A 19,975-nucleotide genomic window follows, 5' to 3' on the forward strand; every position below is an offset into this window, starting at 1 on the left:
TATATAAGATGCCGATTGAAGAAATTAAAGAAAGTTATATTTATCAGTTACCCCAAATTGTAACACCACAAGATTTATATAATACAAAATTAGAGGTAGAGAAAGTTATTAATGGAGAACCAGCAAACCATAGTGTCAGTTTCGGCACTATGGTAACTGGTGTTGCTAATGCCTTGCCAAAAGGTAATAACTCAAGTTCCTTATATAAGGTTGTAAGAACCTATGATACAACGCTTTCTGGTTACGAAGCTGGATATGCTACACTGGTAGATTTAGACCCACGTTTTCTGTGTCTTGGTACTATTTGCTTTGTAGAATTTCCGCACCCATCAAGGGAATACCGTTTAGTTTATGACCCAAATTCGTCATTAAATGTTGCCGTAGATGGCTCGTTTAATGGAAATACTATTGGGGGACGTTGGGTAGAAAAGGATAGCTTAGAAGATAAATATTCAAGAATTGTTGAGTTTAATCCATTTGAAAATAGTTACCAAAAAGATGATATTGTTAAGTATGTTTTAAATGGTACACTAACATTATTTGCAGCCAAACAGACACTTATTAAATCTACTTTTCCTGGTAATGCCATTCCTGAACCAACTGGAAATGTAACAGACCAATATTGGCAAAAACTAGGTGCTTCAGATGGTGTTGAAAATCCTGGTTATGATGATACTGAGCTAAGAGGACGTGTAGAAGTATTGGAAGCTGCTGATATAGACTTATTAGGCAACATTGAAACAGCTAAAACCAACCTAAATAACAGGATTGATGGTATTGTAACTGCTGTAATCCCTTACGTACCAGATAGCTATTCCTTTGGTCAGCTGGTGCATAGTGGGGGCCTAATCTTTATGGCTCGTCAGGATATTGCTAATAGCACTGTAGCACCAACGGCCACAAACGCTTATTGGCTCCTGGTTAATGGTACGTCAAGTGGCTCTACAAGTAGTGGTACTGTCGATTTGAGCAATTACTACACTAAGGCTCAGACAGATGCAATTGGAAACACCAAGGTCGAAAAGCGTACTGGATATAGCCTAGTATCAGATAATGAGATAGCAAGATTAGCCACTATTCAGAATTACGTTCTACTTGACAATAGCGTAACAGAAGCCAAATTATCTCCTGAAGTACGGGCCAAATTGAATGCTGTTGAGACAGGTTACAATGACTCTGAGCTACGGAATCTAGTAGCTGGTAAGGTAGATAAGGTTACTGGAAAGTCCCTGATTGCTGATACAGAAATAGCCCGTTTAGCTACTCTATCTGGCTACAACGATACCAACCTAACCAATAGAGTAATAGCCCTTGAGAATGCTCCTGAGCCAACGGGTTATGATGATACTGAGCTACGTTCTGAGGTAGATGCTATAGACACAAGAGTTACCACGTTAGAGAATGCACCAGCTGTAGAACCTTTCGACAATACTTCCAACGATTCTCGTCTAACAGCCTTAGAAAATGCTCCTGGTTTTGATGATACAGCTATTGTTAATCGGTTGGATACAAATGAGTCTGAACTAACTGGTATAGACACGCGAGTAACAGCACTAGAAAACCGACCTACTCCAACTGGTGAAACAGGAACTATCGATTCGTTGAATGATGAAAAAGTATTAGTTGGGTTCACTGGAATAACAGAAACTATTGGTGGTCTAACTCCTGGAAATTTCACTGGTACTTTAGAGGATTTACTAACCAAGATTCTGATAAAATATCAAGCTCCTTTCTTCAGTGGATTTAACTATAATGGTGCTGGTAGTAGAACGGTAGAAGCTGGAACAACCTTTACAGGGGTCGATACTTTTAGTTGGTCTATTGGTAATAATAATAACACCAAGCCAAGTACTATTACTATCAAATCTAATGGTAATGTTATTGGTTCTGGACTTGCAAATAATGGCTCTCAGACCTTGGATTTACCAACATTCACGCTAGATGCTGGACAGTCAAGAAGTTTCAGTATAGAGGCTACAAACAGCCAAAACAACGTATTTACAGGAGGATTAACTATCAATACTCAATTAGCCCGCTATTATGGTGCATCTAGTCTTACTCCTGGTGAATTAAAGGCCCAACTGGCTAATAATGCCAACGGTGTACTATCTAATAAAGATTTAGGTGGTGGTAGAGGACTAGAAAGCAACTTTAATTGTAGTGGTGGTAAATATCCCTACTATTTATATCAAGCTGGTTTCGGTAATCCTGGTAGTGTTCAGCAAGGTCCTAATAACTTCAGTGCCTACACAGTGGAGGATATTGTTATAAAGGACGTGTTTGGTATCCTACGTAATTACAAATTATTCTATACCGATACCATTCAGTTTAGCTCAAGTTTTAACCTAAGAATTAATTAAAAATATATATTAAGTGTCAGATATTAAAGGTAACAATATAGGTGCTCCAATAACTCCATTCACTACAGAAGATATTTATCCAACTCACCTAGCCGAATATGGGAAAGGTGGGTTGCGTACGGTCCCTGATATGGCAGCTCTTAACGCTATCATTTCAGCCCGTCGTGAATGGTTTATGGAGGTAGTGGTTGAAGCTACTGGAAAGAAATACAAGCTAACGAAAGGTCTTGTTTCCAACGTCCTAACAGATAATGGTAACTGGAAGGAAGTTGTAGAAAGTGGCGAAACCTACGACAATACTGCTAATAATACTCGTCTCACCAATTTAGAAAATAATAAAGTTGATAAGGTTACTGGTAAAAGTTTATTGAGTGATACAGAGATTGCAAGATTACTTACTTTAACCAATTTTGATAATAGTTCCAATAATAACCGGATAACCAGCCTTGAGAATAAGGTTGATAATGTTGGTGATACAATCCAGACAGTAACTATTGCTGGTGGTATATTAACTATTGCAACAGACAAAGGTAATTTCACGGCTACTATTCCAGCTCCTGCTTCTGGTGGTACTAGTACTGGTGGTGAAAATGTAGCAAGCTTAGAAGTAGTAGGAGATAACCTGATTCTCCATACTGACCAAGATAATTACAGTGTTAGTCTTGCGAGTTTTCGTTATAATGATACTGCTATAAAAGATAGAGTTACAGCACTGGAAAATAAGCCTGAACCACAACAGTTTGACAATACTTCCAACGCAAATAGATTAACCAATTTAGAAAATAATAAAGTTGATAAGGTTGCTGGTTCTGGCCTAATGACTGATGCTGAAAAGGCTAAACTGGCTGGACTCCAAAACTTTGACAACACAACCAATAATACTCGAATTACAGCCCTTGAGAATAAGCCAGCTGGTGAAGTCTACAATGACAGTGAGTTAAGAGGTAGAATCCAACTGGTAGAAAGTGACCTTGATGCTGTTGAGACTGAAGTAATAGCAGTTCAGAATGAGGTAAACGGATTGGAAGATAGGGTAGAGGTATTAGAAAACCGTCCTATTAGTTCTGGTACTACTTACGATGATACAATATTAAAAAATAGGCTAACTGCTGTTGAAACTGATGTTGGAAACAAGGTTAGTAAAGTAGATGGTAAAAATTTAATTGCTGAGAGTGAGATTCAACGCCTAAGCAGCGTATTTAATTATAATAATACTACTAACGATAACAGGCTAACGATACTTGAAAATAAGGTTTCTGAACAGATTGGTGTTAATACATTCTTACCAATTACATCAAATCCTTATTTAGTTGAAACTAGTGGCGCTCAATCTATACCGTTACCTGCTGATACTGTATACGCCTTTGACCTTAAAGTTCTGGGTGCAAATAACAGTGGTGTGAGAGGTATTTATCAAACACATTATCAAATTGACAACAACCAGCTAATTATTTCACCAGAAGCAAAGATTTTAGGTGGTGATGAAATAAGTTATAGCTATTTAATACATAAAGGTACTGGAAATGACAACGATAATAATTATGCATTTTCTTACTGCTTACCTATGACATTACATTAAAATAATATAATAATAAATGACAAGTTTAATTAAATTAGGTTTGGCTAATAAAAAATACAGGTGACATATTTACTGCACTTGAATTTAACCAAATAAAAAATAAAATAAATGAGATTATTGATTATGTGAATGCATTGAGCGGAAATTCGAGCACAACTAATCAATCACCAAATGTTTCATTAACATCTAGTGCGACGAATGTAACAGCAGGTAGTAATATTACATTAACAGCTAGTGCGAGTGATACAGATGGTACCATTAGCTTGCTGGAAATCTATAATGGTTCAACGCTTTTAGGCTCAGCTACAACAGGTACTTATAATTATTTATGGCAAAATGTACAAACAGGTAATTATACAGTAACAGCTAAAGCGACAGATAATCTAGGAGCTTCGCGTACATCAGCACCAATTGCTATTAATGTAACAGCTGGCGGCAACAGTGGCGGTAACAATTATCTGATAAATATTGGTGGACAGAGTAATGCAGAAGGAGCAAATGCAACGTCGCTAGGTTATGGTGACAATGTTGGTGTGTTCAAAACCTACGCAGACGCTAATATTTCGCCTTCGCCTTTTCGCACATATTCACGCGTAAAAATCCTCAACGAAACTACCCTGGAATGGGAAGCTTTTCAACCAACTGTAAATGACAGAGCAAATGGTGTAAATGCTGCTATTGGTATTGCAGATGAATTCGAGCGCCGTTATTCTACTGGCACCCTGTATTTAACAGTAGTAGCGCAGGGGGCACAAAATATTGTCGAATGGGATTATCCTAGTGGCAGACTTTATACGCGCACGAAAACGGTAGTAGGCCGTGCCCGCACACTGTTGGCCCAGGCCGGCATTTCGTACACGACTATCAACTATTGGGACCAAGGAGAGGCAAACGTAAACGACACGACACAGTATTACTTGGATAAGCTCACAGCGGTATTTAACAACTACGTTACCGATGGCCTACGGGCGGCGAATGACCGGGTTATCTTGGCGGGTTTTCACGGTTACTTACAAAACGTAGAGCAAGCTCAAAATCAGTACGTAACAGCCAATAGTTTTGCTAAGGCATTTGCTCTTACTGGTTTAGCTGGTAATGCTGATAACCTACACTTCTCAGCACGTGTTCAATATTTGATTGGACGTGTGAAAGTATGGAGTGAAATAATTGGCTCTGCTATTGCGTTACCATTCCCATATTTTTCACAAGTTCCAAGTATTGCTAGCACAAACGTAAGCAGTGGCGCGGCTGGCAGCACGGTTGTACTCACAGGCACAAACTTCTACTCGGTTTCCAGCGTGTTATTTGGCACGGCCCCGGCTATTGCGTACACGGTCAATTCTCCGACACAAATAACAGTCACTATTCCGGCTAATGCTGGTAGCGGCTCCCAACCGATTACCGTCACGACACCGGGGGGTAGGTCGGCAGCTAGAGCTTTCTCTGTGTCTGGCACCAGCACCGGCCCAACCGGCCCAATCCCAATTTTCAACTCTGCACTACCCAGCTCGGCGGCGGCGGGGCAATCTGTAAGATTCGGCGGCGGTCCTGGCGATGCAATGGCAGCAGTTACCAGCGTAAAAATCGGTGGGGTAGAAGCTCAGTCGTTTAGCTTACACCAAGAAGGGGGACTTAACGTGGTAGTAGCCAATGGCACACCAGTTGGCCTACAGCAGATGGTGGCTACCACGGCAGGTAATCAAACCGGCACTTATCAGTTGACTGTTATCGAAGGTGGTGCCAAACCCGTTACAAACTATAACGGCCTGAATCCTGAGCAGTACAGTGATTTTGTATTTAATGGTTACAACTACGACACAGTAACGAGCGTTGTAATTACTGCCTCAGATGGCCTGAAATACACTTGTACTAATCTACGTTTTGAAGCAGGTAGTGATACGAAGTTTTTAGCATTTGTACCGCGTAATACGCCAACGGGTGCCGGTACAGTAACTGTGACGAACTCAGGTGGACCCGCTACTTTTGACTGCACTATCAAGGCCGCACCAGCAGGCGCACCACAACTTTTTTCAGGTGCTCAACCAAACAGCGGCGCAAGAGGCACAACCACTCGTATTAGCGGTTATTTCACACGCTATAATCAGTTAGCACTAGAAACCGTGAAAGTAGGCGGCGCGGTTGCCCAGTGGACACTTGGCGGCAACTATGTAGAAATAACCATCCCGCAAGCTGCTCCATCTGGCGCGGTGAAAATCGGCCTAACAAATCCAGACGGTACTTCGGAAACTGATTTCACCGTTGTATAATTATTGAACAATAATAAAAAGGGCTTTTGTAAATATTAGCCCTTTTTATTATTTCTAGTGTATATAAATAATGTAAAAGTAGGATAATTCAATATGCCAACGTATTTATATATATAATCCTATTTAAGTTATAATGTTATTTGAAACTATATTATTAGAAATTCCAGCCAATATAAGCCAAGAGTCTACTATTTTTGATTGGAGTAAAATAATCCCTACTGTTGCCGGTGGTCTGGTGGTAGGGGTTGTTATGCTTATTATTAATCATTTCAGGGAAGGTAGTAAGCAATATTCCAATAGAATTAAAACTTTGGAATCTCAAGCTGTAAGCCACGAAAACAGATTTACACAAATGCAGTTGCAGCACGAAAACGCGGTAGATGCAAATAAAAAGGACGTTTCAAGGCTAGAACAACGGGTATCACAAGTTGACCAAGTACTTCAGAAAGTTCAGCAATTGGAAATTAGATTAGAAGCACAGAATACCCAGATTGCAGATATTAAGGACCGTCTGAATGATGTTAAGAATGCAGTAGATAAATCCAATACGGAGATAATAAATTTGATTAAGTCTAGTAAGTAATGTTAAAATATATTAATAAAAATAATCTGAGTGAATTCTTTAAAGATGCACAAGGTAGATTTAATGTTTATAGCGTTATCAGTTTATTATCTGGATTTACCTTGGTGTCCTCACCTCTTGTTATTAGATTGTTTAAATGGCCTTTGCTGATAGATAATGAGTTCTATAGCCTGACATTCATTTATTGCATAGCTGTTCTGAGTGAGCATCTGTTAGTAGCAGTTATTAATAAAATGCCTGGGCCTATCAATGTCAACAAAGCCGATACTGTAAATATTGAGTCTGTTGATTCTCAGTCAGTGCCAAAAGTGGAGTAATATATTGCATGGAAACACCCGATTTTTCTGGCCTCAAACGCCTATTCATTATTTTCTGTCTGCTGGTATTGGCTGTTGGTTTCGCTCTTGGAGTCCTGGTTAGTTGCCAACGTCCGATAGGTGCTGAGAAAGCTATTATAAGCACTCCTATAAGCCTCAGTATCGATAGTCTACACAATGCCTATCCAGATACCATACGTGCTGTAGATGGGCCTAAAACGGTGGTTATTGGAGGTAAGAAAGTAAAGGTGAAGAAGGGTGGTACTCTGATAGTCCAGACAGCTCCTAATAGTGTCTCAAGTGTGGTAGGCAAGGCTAAGGCTCCTGTAGCAGTTGGCCCACAATCACAGGCAACAGAGGTAATAAAGCCTCAGAATTCAGCCATAACTACAGGTAAGGATTCACCAGCTTCTACCAGCGTCAAAGAATCGAATAATAACAGTCTACTATTTATACTGGTAGCTATAGTGGTTACATGCCTAGGTGGTTTTTACCTATGGCTCAAGAAGTAATTAATTAAAATATATAATTGTCAAGTTTTAAATTATTTTATCCTCACCTGATTAGAAATGAAGGTGGATATGCAAATAACAAGTTAGATGTTGGTGGTGAAACTTATAAAGGTATTGCAATCAAATATCATCCAACTTGGTCGGGTTGGAAAATAGTACACAGCTATAAAGCACAATGGTTAGCTCTTGGTAAAGGTCTTGCTACTCGTAAGGACTGGTTAGCTTTCTCCAAATACCTAGCACAGTCAACAGAGTTAGAGCAACTGGTATTGAGTTTCTATGAGGCTCTATATTGGGATTCACTTCACCTTGACCTTGTACATAATCAGTCTGTAGCTGAATCACTCGCTGATATGGGTGTAAATGCTGGTACTGGTAGAGTAGGTTGGATGGTGCAATACGTGCTTAGAAACAGCTTCAACTTGAAAGAGTTACTGTTTGATGGACAGATAGGAGTGAAGACGCTCAAAGCCTTGAATGGTGTGAACCAGAGTTTATTTCATGCTCGGTTTGCTCAGTTACGCAATGACTTCTACCGCTATCGTAGTGGTGAATATGGTACTGAACCACGTCTATTAGCAGTACACCAATTTCTAAGAGATAAGCTGAAACTAAAGACTAATACAAGCCAGAAGGTTTTTCCTGAATACCTGGTTAAAGCGCGTAAGTGATATGAAATATAAAGACTAATGAAAGAGATAAAATTTGTAGAAGATAACCGTGGTGACTGGTACGCTGATTTACCTGACTATCCTGGTCCAAAAGCTGACTGTGAGATGGTTTTTGGTGCTGATAGTATGCTGTTAATGCTTGCTGAAGGTAAAGATAATGTTACACTAGCTATCAGTGATATTGAAGATGAAATTCCTAATGCTGTAGAGTTAAAGCTATTACGTGAAGGTGGTTCTGAAGGTGGTGGTTACTATTATTTTGCTGAAGGTGAAATAGAAATATGGCTATGTGATGTGACAAAATTTGTTATGGGTTATATACCCTCAATTATTTACTTTACTGTTATTAATGAAACTAATTAAACAACTATTTCCCCAACACGATACCCCAACTGCATTAGCTATAATTACTTTGTTTCTATTTGCTGTTATCGTTTTCGTTTATACTGCTGTAGATGCTCAGGGTCAAGGTTACGTTGAAAATGGTAATGTCTATTGTGGTCTGTTTTTTGGCTTCTTATCAGCTGTAGTCTATTGGTTCGGAAAGGCTAAGAAGAGTGCTTAATCTATTATGGGTCCTGGTGCTGCCTATTGGAGTGGTTATAGAAGGATTTGCACAAGGTCTCTACACCAAGCTCAATAGAGAGTATATTCCACCAGCTGAACAGAAAGAGGTTAATCTTGCTCTACACGTCCTGTATCCTTGCTTGTATGCTCTATTGGCTCTTAGTACTGCTGTAGCTGTTGGTAGTCTCCTGGTGCTGCCTATTGCCTCGTTGGTGCGTTTTAGCCTGTTTGATTTGGTATTGAACCATGTGAAAGGAGACAGTCTGTATAGCGTTGGAACTTCAGCCTCTACAGATAAGCTCTTGAGGTCAATTGCTGCAAGGGTAGGAGTAGAGGTAGAAACTTTGGTGAAAATCCTGAAGCTGATAGCCTTGGTAGGTGCTGGTGGTCTGGTGTTACTAATCTCAGTGTAAATATTAATAGAATCCTTAAGCCCCTCTACAATACGTGGAGGGGATTTTTTATGAATTGCTTGCAAAACAAATGGCACCCCAAAATGATAGTGAAACCTATTTGTAAAGCTATAGTGAAAAACATTTTAATATGGTTTTCATTTTTAAGCATAAAAGCAATAGGTTGTCTGTGAAGGTTAGTGAAATTATTTTCTTTATGCCAATTTGATACATAGTCTATAGCAAGCCTTATAATCTGGTTAAAGAAAGAGGATAGTGCAACCAATCGCAAACAAAATATCAAGACTATTGCTAGTGTTGGTAAAAGTGGTGAGGGTATTAATCCAGTTATTATAATTACTATAAATGAGGTTGTCATTATCTGTTTTCTGCTATATAGTTTAGGGAGTATAAATAGACAGTAGAATATAATGCTCGTGAAAAGTAAAAAGACAATGGTATGCATGAGGATTTCTTATTGTGTAATTGAAAGTAAGTTGTTGTTTTTTATTTATTGTACTGTTCTCTCCTTTGCCTTTGCTTCAGCTTTTTCGATTATAGTACTTTCTTCAAGTTTCAGGTATTTCATAATCTCATTGCTCTTTGTCCCTAGCATTGCTTTAATATCCTCTACGCTATACTTATGCACGTTATACATATTGCTTATGAATCCACGTCTCGCACTATGGTTAGTAATTAACTCATGTTTCTTAAATTCGAAATAATAGGGTTGTTTCCATTTATAGCGAGTAATATGAATTGTGTTCTGATTGATGCCATGCTTTTCAAATACTTCTTTTAAAATTACTTTGATATACTTATTGTAGTGTTGTTCTTGAGCTATAGCCATATTGTAATCATATTTCTCTAATAGTAATTCAATTCGTGGGTCTATAGCCAACGGAATGAAATAGGTTGTTACATTCTTTTTGTTGATTCCTTTCAATACTCCATTATCTACCCTGAACTTGGATTTCATTATATCACTCACTCGCAATCCTGTTAGGTTCTCGAAGACACATAAATCAATATATTTTTGCATTGTCGGATTCTCAGGCTTATAATTCCAGACTAACTCAAGTTCTCCAACAGTTAGATAGATGATTTCCTTTTCCTCTTGTAATACTTTGAACTTTCTGAATTTGGGATTCACATAGATATCATCACTCTCACATTTAATAAGAAAAGTTTTGAGTCTCTTTATGCAAGTGCCAAAATAGTTATCATAGTTATTGTTTTCGTGAAGTACCCAATCCCCGTACTGTTTATAGAAATCCATGTTCATGTTAGCGAACGTCAAGGGAAATTTCTTCTCTTCAGCGAATCGTAGGAGGTAGTTTTTCCAGCTGGCTATTTGTTGCCTGTAGAGCTTACCAGAAGTAAGGAATGTGTTGGGGTATTCGTCTAAGAGCTTCCTGAATTCTTGCTCTTCTTTCCTATCTGTGTTGAGGTCAATGATTTTGGCTGAACGTTCTGCTACTTCACGCTGGTACTCTACCGTTTCCTGTCTCTCCTTTGCTTCACGGTCCTCTCTTGCCTCCTGACTTACGTCGTCAAGTGCTGCTGTTGTCTCTGCCTCTACCCACCATGTAAACCATTTCTGGACTAACTCCCAATCTGCTTTATCATTCGCACTATTAGCCCCTAGTTCCAACATATTCTTTTGGAACTTCAGCTGGTTGTTGAGTCGGTAGGCGTCGGGATGGCTCTTACTGATAGATTCAGCTTTCTCAAGCCATAAGTCAGGCTGTACACTTAAACCAGTAGATTTCCAATATTGCTTTTGCTGATAGGTATAACGTAAACGGATGCTTATTTCTCCCTTTTTGTTAGTTGGTCCTTTTAGCCGTAATGCAACAGTATAATTCATGCTTCTTTGTTGGTAAAGTTCAAAAATACAAGGCTCTGAATAGCAGTGTTTTTGGTCTTATCAGAAACCTTATTTGAACCTATAGAAAGTTGGTCTTATTCCCTAAAACTTGGTCTTACTTTCTAAAATTTACCCTTGAAATTAGCCTGGAAACGCGGTTTTTAGACTTAGGAAAATCACATCGGGGTCACGGCAGAACGAAAAAGGCCCTTAGCGAACTGCTAAGGGCCTTTTTTATAAAAATATGCTACAAAAGTTCTGTTAGAACTGATACACCAGTGCATTAATATTCATGCCGGCTCCCACGGAAGCAAACAATACCACGTCACCCGCGTCGATGCGGTGACCGGGGAGCTGACCTTTTTGAAGCAGATCGAGCAAGGTAGGGACGGTGGCAACCGAGCTATTTCCCAACCAACTGATGGTCATGGGCATCAGCTCCTGGTTGGTGCATTCTTCCCCATAGAGCTTGAAGAGACGCTGCAAAATGGCCACATCCATCTTCTCATTGGCTTGGTGAATGAGCACTTTGCGCACTTGATTAAGATGTACGTTGGCTTTCTGTAGTGCCGTTTGAATAACCAGCGGCACGTGTTGCAACGCAAACTCGTAGAGCCGGCGGCCGTTCATTTTCATATAACGGTCTGGGTCGTTGGCTCTTTCCGGGTTATAGGATTTGCCCATTTGTAAGAGGCTGGCATACTCGTGGGCGTGCGTTTGGGTGTGGTGGGACAGAATGCCAATACCTTCCTGCTCGGTGGCTTCCAGAATAACCGCCCCGCTACCATCGCTAAACAGCATAGTGTCCCGGTCGTGTGGGTCAACGATGCGGGAAAGGGTTTCGGTGCCGATAACGAGGCAGCGCCGGGCGTCGCCGGAGCGAATGTAGTAGCTGGCTTGCACCAAGGCCTCCAGCCAGCCGGGGCAGCCAAAGGCCATATCGTAGGCCACGCAATCGGGGTTGCGGATGGCCAGCCGGGCCTTGATGCGCGAGGCCAGCGATGGCACCATGTCCACGCGGTTGCTACCCGCTATTACGTCACCAAAATTGTGTGCAACGATGATATAGTCAAGCGTTTCCGGGTCAATGCCGGAGCTGGTAAGGGCTTCTTGTGCGGATAGAAAGCCCAGGTCCGACGCCGTGTGGTCGGAGTGAGCGTAGCGCCGGGCTTGAATGCCGGTAATGGCGCTGAATTTTTCCAGAATGGTAGCTGGGGCCTGTTGTATTTCGGCGCCTTCGGCCGAAAAAAAACGAGTTGCTAGGAAGTCCTGGTTGTCAACGACCGTGTCCGGGATATAGCTGCCCGTAGCTGCAATGATGGATCGGATCATTGAGATAGGAGGGATGTGATGACCGCCAAGGGTAGGCAGTGTATTGCTTGAAAACCCATAGATACCACTTATTGTTGAGCCCCTAATCGGATTTACTATTATTTCTTGCGAAAACAGGCAGTGTAACGCCTTGCGGCTGAAAATCTGCTATGGTATCTAGAGGCCAAACCACACGGCGGTAGGGACCTGCGTTTGGCAAAACAGCGTGACCAAAACAAAAGCAGTATTTGCTAAGAAAACTGCTGGTAGTGGTACGTATCCGAGGACTGCCTACCCTTTCTCATCACGATTTACGTCCGCCCATGTCCTCCCAATTTCTCTTCGCTACTGGCATCGAAAACAGCAACCCCACTATCCAAAACGGAAAAGAGCGGGTAGATGAGCTGGAAAAATGCGGCCACTACAAGCACTGGCGCACCGATTTTGACCTGGTGCAAGAGCTGGGAATTTCATTTCTGCGCTATGGGCCACCCATTCATACCACGTTTCTAGGGCCGGGCAAGTACGATTGGTCGTTTGCGGATGAAACGTTTGGAGAGTTGCGGCGGCGCGACATTGTGCCCATCGTAGACCTATGCCACTTCGGTGTGCCCGACTGGGTAGGAAATTTTCAGAACGGCGATTTTCCTGCCCTCTTCGCGCAATATGCGCGGGCGTTTTCCGAGCGTTTTCCGTGGGTACAGCTCTATACGCCGGTCAATGAAATGTATATCTGCGCCGAGTTTTCGGCCCTCTATGGCTGGTGGAACGAGCAGCTGGCCAGCGACCAGGCTTTCGTGACGGCTCTCAAATACATCGTAAAAGCCAACGTGTTGGCCATGCAGGCCATCCTAGAGGTGCGGCCTGATGCGCTGTTTATCCAGAGCGAGTCGTCGGAGTATTTCCACGCCGAGAACCCCGCGGCCATCAAGCCCGCTGAGCTGCTGAACGCCAAGCGGTTTCTGTCGCTGGACCTGAACTACGGGCGGCGGGTAGACTCCGAGATGTATGAGTATCTGCTGGATAATGGCATGACGCGCGAGGAATACCACTTCTTTTTGAAGAGCAACCTCAAGCACCATTGCATTATGGGCAACGACTACTACAAGACCAACGAGCACCGTGTGCGCGCCGATGGCAGCACCACCGCGTCGGGCGAGATATTCGGCTACCACGTCATCACCCAACAGTACCACGACCGGTACCGCCTCCCTGTAATGCACACCGAAACCAACCTCTGGCAGGGTCCCAACGGCGACGAGGCCGTGCAGTGGCTCTGGAAGGAGTGGGCCAACGTGCTGCGCGTGCGCAACGACGGCGTGCCCATTGTGGGCTTCACCTGGTACTCGCTCACCGACCAGGTAGACTGGGATACGGCCCTGCGCGAAAATAACGGTCACGTGAACCCCCTGGGCCTCTACGACCTCGACCGCAACATCCGGCCGGTAGGAGAGGCCTACAAGCAGCTCATCCACGATTGGCGCCAAGTACTACCCGCCCAGAGTGTGTGCTTGCAGGTACCCATCATCCTACCCAGCGAAAGCGACGAGCAGTGGGCGCACAAAAAGAAAAACGCAGGCTAAACAGGCGCAACGCGATAAATCGACCGCGCCGGCCAACACACCTTCCCCGGAGCCGTAGTACTGTCGAGTTTACCCTCCCGATTCTTTTCAGAGTACGAACCAAGTAGAGCATGCGATTTGAAAATAAAGTAGCGCTGGTAACCGGCGGTGATAGTGGCATTGGCTTAGCCGTGGCCAAGCGCTTGGCCTCAGAAGGTGCCCGCCTGATGTTGGTAGGCCTTGATAATGAAAAACTGAAAGCGGCGGCGCAAACGGTGAAAGACGCCGGCGCCCCGACGTGCGGACCAGCGTATGCGACGTGGCTAAGGAAAAGAAGGTGGAAGCCACCGTGGCTAGTACGCTGAAGCATTTCGGGCAACTGGATATTATCATCAACAACGCTGGCCTGATGGACTTTAAGCCCCTAGAAGAACTCACCGGCGACGACTGGATGCGCGTGCTGAGCGTGGATTTACTTGGCACATTCTACTTCACCAAGCAGGCGTTTTTACACATGCCCAAGGGCGGCACCATTGTCAATGTATCCAGCATTCACGCCATAGAGACCAGCCCGCTGGTAGCGCCCTACGCAGCGGCTAAGGCGGCAGTGCTGTCGCTCACGCGCTCCTCGGCATTGGAAGGACAGCCTAAGAACATCCGGGTGAACTCCGTGCTGCCGGGCGCTATCGACACGCCCATGCTCTGGGACAATCCCAACATCAAAAGTGGGGTAGAAAAGATTGACCCCACCAACGTGGGCAAGCCCGAAGACGTAGCTGCCGCCATTGCCTACCTCGCCTCCGACGACTCTGCGTTTATACAAGGCGCCCTGCTTCGCGTAGACGGCGGCCGCCTGGCCCAACTGTAAGAGCCAAGACGAGTAACCGTTGTGAGACGGCCACCATGCAAAAGCCCGCTGCTACCTGATGTAGCAGCGGGCTTTTGTATAAGCTTAGTGAAATGAAAATCAGAAAATGGAGGCAAAGCCCTGGCAAGCACTCACCCAGGCATAGCCGTAGCAGCGGGACTCTTCCTGCGCCTGCAACGCCTGCTGTTTTCGTAGTCGTTCTGCTTTGTGGAGCTGGTGCACTGTGGTGAGCAGCGACGAGCGTTGCCATTTCAGTGACAGAAGACGCCGAACCTTCGTGGGCCGACCAGCAAGCGCGAGTAGAGTAGCCATGGCAGTTGGAGTTTGGTGAGAAGCTTAATATATCGATATACTTTTATAATTACAAGTTGAGCCGTGCGTTCTTACCCGTTGCCAGCCCCAGATAGCAGCTCCCTACCCAGAAAAAACAGCTGATTGGCGGCCACAGAAACCTCCGATTTAACAGCAACGCTTACGGGCTGTAAACCGGACTAAAACTGGCAAAAACCGGATAAAATCGGTATCTTTGTCTATTAAACTTTGCGCTGAAACAACAAGCGACACATGAGCGAAACCACCGAAAATAAAGTCCCCGTGGAGTATACCGCGGATAGCATTCAGGTACTCGAAGGACTCGAAGCCGTGCGCAAGCGCCCGGCCATGTACATTGGCGATATTGGTGTGAAAGGCCTCCACCACTTGGTGTGGGAAGTAGTAGATAACTCCATTGATGAAGCCCTGGCCGGCTATTGCGACCGAATTGAGGTCACCATCAACGAAAACAATTCCATCACCGTCCGCGACAACGGCCGCGGCATTCCCGTGGATTTCCACCAGAAAGAAGGCCGCTCGGCCTTGGAAGTGGTGATGACCGTGCTGCACGCCGGTGGCAAGTTCGACAAGGACAGCTACAAGGTATCGGGCGGTTTGCATGGGGTAGGCGTGAGCTGCGTGAACGCGCTCAGCCAGGACCTGAAAGTGACCGTGCGCCGCAAAGGCAAAATGTACGAGCAGGAATACAAAATTGGCTTCCCACAGTATCCTGTTAGAGAAATCGGCGAAACCGAAGAGCATGGTACGCAGGTTGACTTCCTGCCCGACAACACCATCTTCACGGAGTCGGTGTATAAGTATGAAACCATTGCCGGGCGTTTGCGCGAGCTAGCCTACCTCAACAAAGGCATCCGCATTGTACTCACAGACCGCCGCGAGCAGCAGGAAGATGGCAGCTACCTGGGCGAGGAGTTCTTCTCGCACGGTGGCCTGTCGGAGTTTGTGCAGTACCTCGACAATGGTCGTACGGTGCTCATGCCCCGCCCCATTCACGTGGAGAGCGAGAAGGGTGGCACCCCGGTAGAAGTAGCGTTGCAGTACAACGATTCCTACCAGGAGCACATCTTCAGCTACGTCAACAACATCAACACCCACGAGGGCGGCACGCACGTGGCTGGCTTCCGGGCGGCTCTTACCCGTACGCTCAAGGCGTACGCCGATAAGTCGGGTATGCTGGAAAAGGCCAAGGTTGAGATTCAGGGCGACGACTTCCGCGAGGGCCTCACGGCCGTTATTTCCGTGAAAGTGCAGGAGCCGCAGTTTGAGGGCCAGACCAAAACCAAGCTTGGTAATTCTGATGTGAGCGGCGCCGTGAACACGGTAGTGGGCGAAATCCTGAACCAGTTCTTGGAAGAAAACCCCAAGGAAGCCCGCATCATCATCGAGAAGGTAATTTTGGCGGCTAAGGCGCGCATTGCGGCCCGTAAGGCGCGCGAGATGGTGCAGCGCAAGACCGTGCTGGGCTCTACGGCCCTACCTGGCAAGCTGGCCGACTGCTCCGAGACGGACCCTGCTATCTGTGAATTGTATCTGGTGGAAGGTGACTCGGCTGGCGGTACCGCCAAGCAGGGCCGTAACCGGGGCTTCCAGGCCATTTTGCCCTTGCGCGGTAAAATCCTGAACGTGGAGAAGGCGCAGGAGCACCACATCTACGAAAACCAGGAAATTCGGAACATGATTACGGCCCTGGGCGTGAGCATGGAGAAGAAGGTGAGTGAAGACGATGGCACCACCAACAGTTCCCTGAACATCGACAAGCTGCGCTACCATAAGGTCATCATCATGACCGACGCCGACATCGACGGCTCGCACATCCGCACGCTGATTCTGACGTTCTTCTTCCGCTACATGCGCGAGCTGGTGGACCGGGGCTACATCTACATTGCCCTACCCCCGCTCTACCTCGTGAAAAAAGGTAAGGAGGAGCGCTACTGCTGGACCGAACAAGAGCGCATGGATGCCCAAGAAGAAATGGGCAAAGGCAAGCCCGAATCGGTGAACGTGCAGCGCTACAAGGGCTTGGGCGAGATGAACGCCGAGCAGCTGTGGGAAACCACTATGCAGCCCGAAACCCGCTCTCTGAAGCAGGTAACGGTAGAATCGGCGGCCGAGGCCGACCACCTGTTCTCCATGCTGATGGGCGACGAGGTAGGACCCCGCCGCGAGTTTATCGAGAAAAACGCCAAGTACGCCAAATTGGACGTATAGTGATTCGAAAAAGCCCGCCGATCAGCGGGCTTTTTCTTTGCATCTATCTACCGCGCTTTCGTATGATTTATTGTGATTGGCACAACAGAAGCTGGTAATACAGCGTGTATCTTGCCAATTCTCTTTCCGTAGCCCGCCCTATTTACTTTATGAAGCTTTTTAAATCTTCCGACCTCATCCGCAAGAGCAAGTACATCAGCCGCGACCTGAGCTGGATGCGCTTCAATTACCGCGTGCTCGACCAGGCGAAGGACACGGCGCGCACGCTGTTCGACCGCCTGAAATTCCTGGCCATCACTTCCAGCAACCTCGACGAATTTTTCATGATTCGGGTAGGGTCACTGTACAACTACCTCGACTACGGCAAGGAGCGCATCGACTACTCTGGCCTGCGCGAGCTGCCCTTCCGGCGCAAGCTGCTGGACTTTGCCCACCGCTTCGTAAACGACCAGTCGCTCACGTTTTTGAATGAGCTGAAGCCCTTGTTCGAGAAGAATGGCTTTAACATTCTGAAAATGGAGGACCTGACGGAAACCGAGTTGAAAAAGGCCGACGGCTATTTCAAAAACACGGTGTTTCCGCTGCTCACGCCCATGGTATACGATTCCTACCACGGCTTCCCGATGATGATGAACCAGATGCTCATTTTCGGGGTAGTGACGCGGGCGGGTAGCGGCAGCCTGGGCGACGGCGACCTGGAAAAAGGGCAGGAGCGCCTCACCTTTGTGCAGATTCCGCAGAACCTGGCGCGCTTCTTCGAGTTGTCTCGCAAGGATAAGGTGCTGTTTGTGCCCATTGAGGAGATTGTGCGGGCCAACCTACCCAAGCTGTTCCGCAACGTAGACATTCTGGCGGCCAACCTGTTCCGCATCACCCGCAATGGCGATTTCACGCTGGAAGAGTCAGACGACATTGACGTGGACTTCATCAAGGAAATTCAGTCGGGACTGAAGACACGCAAGAAGGGTAGGGTAGTGCGTCTGGAAATCGAGCAAAACGCCTCGCCGATACTGCTAAACGTGCTGAAGGAACGGTGGAAGATTGATAACGGCAACGTGTTTGTTATCAACTCATTGATGGATATGAAAGGCTTATTTCAGATTCTGAAGCACCCCAACTTCCGGGGAAAGGGAGCCCGTATGCCCTCGGCCGTGCCCCCGCTCAGCCTACCCGAAGGTGCCGAGGAAAACCTGTTTGAGTACCTCAAGCACTACGACGTGCTGCTGCACCACCCCTACAACAGCATCGAGCCCATGGTGCGGCTGTTGGAGCAGGCCGCCGAAGACCCGTATGTGCTGGGTATCAAGCAAACCATCTACCGCTTGGCCGAGGACTCGCGCGTGTCGGCGGCACTGCTGAAGGCGGCCGAGAACGGCAAGCACGTGTCGGTGCTGTTTGAGGTGAAGGCGCGCTTCGATGAGGAACGCAACATCCGCGAGGGCGCCAAGCTGGAAAAGGCTGGCTGCTTCGTAATTTATGGGGTAGGGAAGTACAAGACCCACACCAAGATGTTGCAGATCATCCGCAAGGAAGGCGAGAAGGTCACGCGCTACGTGCACATCGGATCGGGTAACTACAACGAGCAAACCTCGCGCCTCTACACCGACGTGAGCATGCTGACGACCAACGACGTGTACGGCCACGACGTGTCGGAATTCTTCAATGTCATCACCGGTCACTCCCAACCCGACGATTACGAGTACCTCATCACGGCGCCCAAAGACATGCGCCAGCAGCTCATCCACCTCATTCGGGAGGAAGTGAAGAATGCCAAAAAGGGCCTGCCCAGCGGCATTGTGATGAAAATGAACTCCTTGGAGGACAAAGAGATAATAGATGAGTTCTACAAAGCCAGCAAGGCCGGTGTGCCTATCCGGTTTGTGGTGCGCGGCATTTGCTGCCTGCGGCCGGGTAGGGTAGGGCTAAGTGAGAACATCGAGGTGCGCAGCATTGTGGGCGATTACCTGGAGCACTCGCGCCTGTTTTACTTCCACCAAGCCGGGCAACCGAAAGTATACGCCGGCTCGGCCGATATCATGGTGCGCTCCTTCGACCGGCGCATTGAGGCACTGTTCCTGATTGTGAATCCGCAGCTCAAGCGCGAGGCCATCAGCATCCTGATGATGAACCTATTGGACAACCAGAATTCCTACCTCATGCGCGAAGACGGCGCCTACGTGCGCCTCAAACCGGGCGCTGATGAGGCGGCTATCGACATTCACCGGGCCTTCTACGTGCCTGATGCGGAGCTGTTGGCCAATGCCACGCCTGAAGGCCTCCTGGAACTACTGGACAAGCAACGCCGCCACACCGAGTCGGTGATGGCTACCGCCCAGCAGGCCGCCGTAGCCGGCACCGCCCCCGAAGTGCCCGCCGACGAGCTGCTCGACCCGCTGGCCGTGGCCGCCCTGGGCGAAGAAGAATGCGACGAATCGGAAGAAATGCTGGAAACGCCAAACCATCATTTAGGGCCGAGCAAGGACTAAAAGGTGAGGTAGCGAAATAGTGAGATGGTGAGTTTGTGAAGTGGCGAATGCAAAAGCGTCTGTCATCCTGAGCGCAGCGAAGGACCTTC

General features: G+C 46.2%; 17 protein-coding genes. 14 read left to right on the forward strand and 3 right to left on the reverse strand.

Going from position 1 to position 19,975, the window contains the following annotated elements; translation table 11 throughout:
* The first annotated feature begins 8 nt into the window (after positions 1–8).
* The 9 genes from F1C16_RS05230 to F1C16_RS05270 all read left to right on the forward strand — a co-directional run bounded on the left by F1C16_RS05230 (position 9) and on the right by F1C16_RS05270 (position 9,269).
* Positions 9–2,360, forward strand: a complete 2,352-nt coding sequence (locus F1C16_RS05230; RefSeq protein ID WP_185283298.1) for a hypothetical protein — start codon at positions 9–11, stop codon at positions 2,358–2,360.
* Positions 2,361–2,373: 13 nt separating this feature from the next.
* Positions 2,374–3,939 carry a hypothetical protein gene (locus F1C16_RS05235; RefSeq protein WP_185283299.1) on the forward strand — a complete coding sequence of 522 codons (1,566 nt, stop codon included), beginning with the start codon at positions 2,374–2,376 and terminating at the stop codon, positions 3,937–3,939.
* A gap of 125 nt (positions 3,940–4,064) precedes the next feature.
* Complete coding sequence (locus tag F1C16_RS05240; protein WP_185283300.1) at positions 4,065–6,206, forward strand: Ig-like domain-containing protein; 2,142 nt, start codon at positions 4,065–4,067, stop codon at positions 6,204–6,206.
* Between the two features lie 133 nt (positions 6,207–6,339).
* A complete protein-coding gene (locus F1C16_RS05245) occupies positions 6,340–6,789 on the forward strand; it encodes a hypothetical protein (RefSeq protein WP_185283301.1) in 450 nt (149 codons plus the stop codon).
* Positions 6,789–7,106, forward strand: coding sequence for a hypothetical protein (locus F1C16_RS05250; RefSeq protein WP_185283302.1), 318 nt, complete (start codon positions 6,789–6,791; stop codon positions 7,104–7,106). The genes F1C16_RS05245 and F1C16_RS05250 overlap by 1 nt, the downstream gene beginning before the upstream one ends.
* Positions 7,107–7,114: 8 nt before the next feature.
* Positions 7,115–7,618 carry a hypothetical protein gene (locus tag F1C16_RS05255; RefSeq protein ID WP_185283303.1) on the forward strand — a complete coding sequence of 168 codons (504 nt, stop codon included), beginning with the start codon at positions 7,115–7,117 and terminating at the stop codon, positions 7,616–7,618.
* A gap of 17 nt (positions 7,619–7,635) precedes the next feature.
* Positions 7,636–8,289: a glycosyl hydrolase 108 family protein gene (locus tag F1C16_RS05260; RefSeq protein WP_185283304.1), complete on the forward strand. Its 654-nt coding sequence runs from the start codon at positions 7,636–7,638 to the stop codon at positions 8,287–8,289.
* 18 nt (positions 8,290–8,307) lie between these two features.
* Entirely contained in the window at positions 8,308–8,652 is a 345-nt protein-coding gene (locus tag F1C16_RS05265) for a DUF6717 family protein (RefSeq protein ID WP_185283305.1), read from the forward strand.
* Between the two features lie 218 nt (positions 8,653–8,870).
* The gene (locus F1C16_RS05270) at positions 8,871–9,269 is read left to right on the forward strand and encodes a hypothetical protein (RefSeq protein WP_185283306.1); all 399 of its coding nucleotides are present in this window, start codon (positions 8,871–8,873) and stop codon (positions 9,267–9,269) included.
* A gap of 490 nt (positions 9,270–9,759) precedes the next feature.
* Here F1C16_RS05270 and F1C16_RS05275 read toward each other — a convergent pair whose 3' ends face one another.
* Positions 9,760–11,118 (reverse strand): phage integrase SAM-like domain-containing protein, encoded by a 1,359-nt coding sequence (locus tag F1C16_RS05275; RefSeq protein WP_185283307.1) that lies wholly within the window; start codon positions 11,116–11,118, stop codon positions 9,760–9,762.
* 261 nt (positions 11,119–11,379) lie between these two features.
* Positions 11,380–12,450 carry a 3-oxoacyl-ACP synthase III family protein gene (locus F1C16_RS05280; RefSeq protein WP_185283308.1) on the reverse strand — a complete coding sequence of 357 codons (1,071 nt, stop codon included), beginning with the start codon at positions 12,448–12,450 and terminating at the stop codon, positions 11,380–11,382.
* Positions 12,451–12,752: 302 nt separating this feature from the next.
* Here F1C16_RS05280 and F1C16_RS05285 point away from each other — a divergent pair, with 302 nt between their 5' ends.
* The 3 genes from F1C16_RS05285 (at position 12,753) to F1C16_RS05290 (ending at position 14,859) form a co-directional block, all read left to right on the forward strand.
* Entirely contained in the window at positions 12,753–14,012 is a 1,260-nt protein-coding gene (locus tag F1C16_RS05285; protein ID WP_185283309.1) for a family 1 glycosylhydrolase, read from the forward strand.
* A gap of 110 nt (positions 14,013–14,122) precedes the next feature.
* Positions 14,123–14,356, forward strand: coding sequence for an SDR family NAD(P)-dependent oxidoreductase (locus F1C16_RS22815; protein WP_219733418.1), 234 nt, complete (start codon positions 14,123–14,125; stop codon positions 14,354–14,356).
* On the forward strand, positions 14,311–14,859 hold the full coding sequence (locus tag F1C16_RS05290) for an SDR family NAD(P)-dependent oxidoreductase (RefSeq protein ID WP_219733421.1): 549 nt from the start codon (positions 14,311–14,313) through the stop codon (positions 14,857–14,859). Before F1C16_RS22815 ends, F1C16_RS05290 begins: the two co-directional genes overlap by 46 nt.
* Positions 14,860–14,958: 99 nt before the next feature.
* Here F1C16_RS05290 and F1C16_RS05295 read toward each other — a convergent pair whose 3' ends face one another.
* On the reverse strand, positions 14,959–15,171 hold the full coding sequence (locus F1C16_RS05295; protein ID WP_185283310.1) for a hypothetical protein: 213 nt from the start codon (positions 15,169–15,171) through the stop codon (positions 14,959–14,961).
* Between the two features lie 252 nt (positions 15,172–15,423).
* On the opposite strand from F1C16_RS05295, the gene gyrB reads away from it, so the two are divergent.
* Positions 15,424–17,400 carry a DNA topoisomerase (ATP-hydrolyzing) subunit B gene (gene gyrB / locus F1C16_RS05300; RefSeq protein WP_185283311.1) on the forward strand — a complete coding sequence of 659 codons (1,977 nt, stop codon included), beginning with the start codon at positions 15,424–15,426 and terminating at the stop codon, positions 17,398–17,400.
* A 149-nt stretch (positions 17,401–17,549) separates the two neighbouring features.
* Positions 17,550–19,886, forward strand: coding sequence for a polyphosphate kinase 1 (ppk1, locus tag F1C16_RS05305; protein WP_243900086.1), 2,337 nt, complete (start codon positions 17,550–17,552; stop codon positions 19,884–19,886).
* The last annotated feature ends 89 nt before the right edge of the window (positions 19,887–19,975 follow it).

Source organism: Hymenobacter sp. NBH84, from assembly GCF_014217645.1.
Taxonomy (GTDB): Bacteria; Bacteroidota; Bacteroidia; order Cytophagales; family Hymenobacteraceae; genus Hymenobacter; species Hymenobacter profundi.

Bases quoted from the DNA above. Each gene is read 5' to 3' on its own strand.
- F1C16_RS05230 (WP_185283298.1), top strand. From the start codon at position 9: ATGCCGATTGAAGAAATTAAAGAAAGTTATATTTATCAGTTACCCCAA.
- F1C16_RS05245 (WP_185283301.1), top strand. From the start codon at position 6,340: ATGTTATTTGAAACTATATTATTAGAAATTCCAGCCAATATAAGCCAA.
- F1C16_RS05250 (WP_185283302.1), top strand. From the start codon at position 6,789: ATGTTAAAATATATTAATAAAAATAATCTGAGTGAATTCTTTAAAGAT.
- F1C16_RS05255 (WP_185283303.1), top strand. From the start codon at position 7,115: ATGGAAACACCCGATTTTTCTGGCCTCAAACGCCTATTCATTATTTTC.
- F1C16_RS05265 (WP_185283305.1), top strand. From the start codon at position 8,308: ATGAAAGAGATAAAATTTGTAGAAGATAACCGTGGTGACTGGTACGCT.
- F1C16_RS05275 (WP_185283307.1), bottom strand. From the start codon at position 11,118: ATGAATTATACTGTTGCATTACGGCTAAAAGGACCAACTAACAAAAAG.
- F1C16_RS05280 (WP_185283308.1), bottom strand. From the start codon at position 12,450: ATGATCCGATCCATCATTGCAGCTACGGGCAGCTATATCCCGGACACG.
- F1C16_RS05285 (WP_185283309.1), top strand. From the start codon at position 12,753: ATGTCCTCCCAATTTCTCTTCGCTACTGGCATCGAAAACAGCAACCCC.
- F1C16_RS22815 (WP_219733418.1), top strand. From the start codon at position 14,123: ATGCGATTTGAAAATAAAGTAGCGCTGGTAACCGGCGGTGATAGTGGC.
- F1C16_RS05295 (WP_185283310.1), bottom strand. From the start codon at position 15,171: ATGGCTACTCTACTCGCGCTTGCTGGTCGGCCCACGAAGGTTCGGCGT.
- gyrB (WP_185283311.1), top strand. From the start codon at position 15,424: ATGAGCGAAACCACCGAAAATAAAGTCCCCGTGGAGTATACCGCGGAT.
- ppk1 (WP_243900086.1), top strand. From the start codon at position 17,550: ATGAAGCTTTTTAAATCTTCCGACCTCATCCGCAAGAGCAAGTACATC.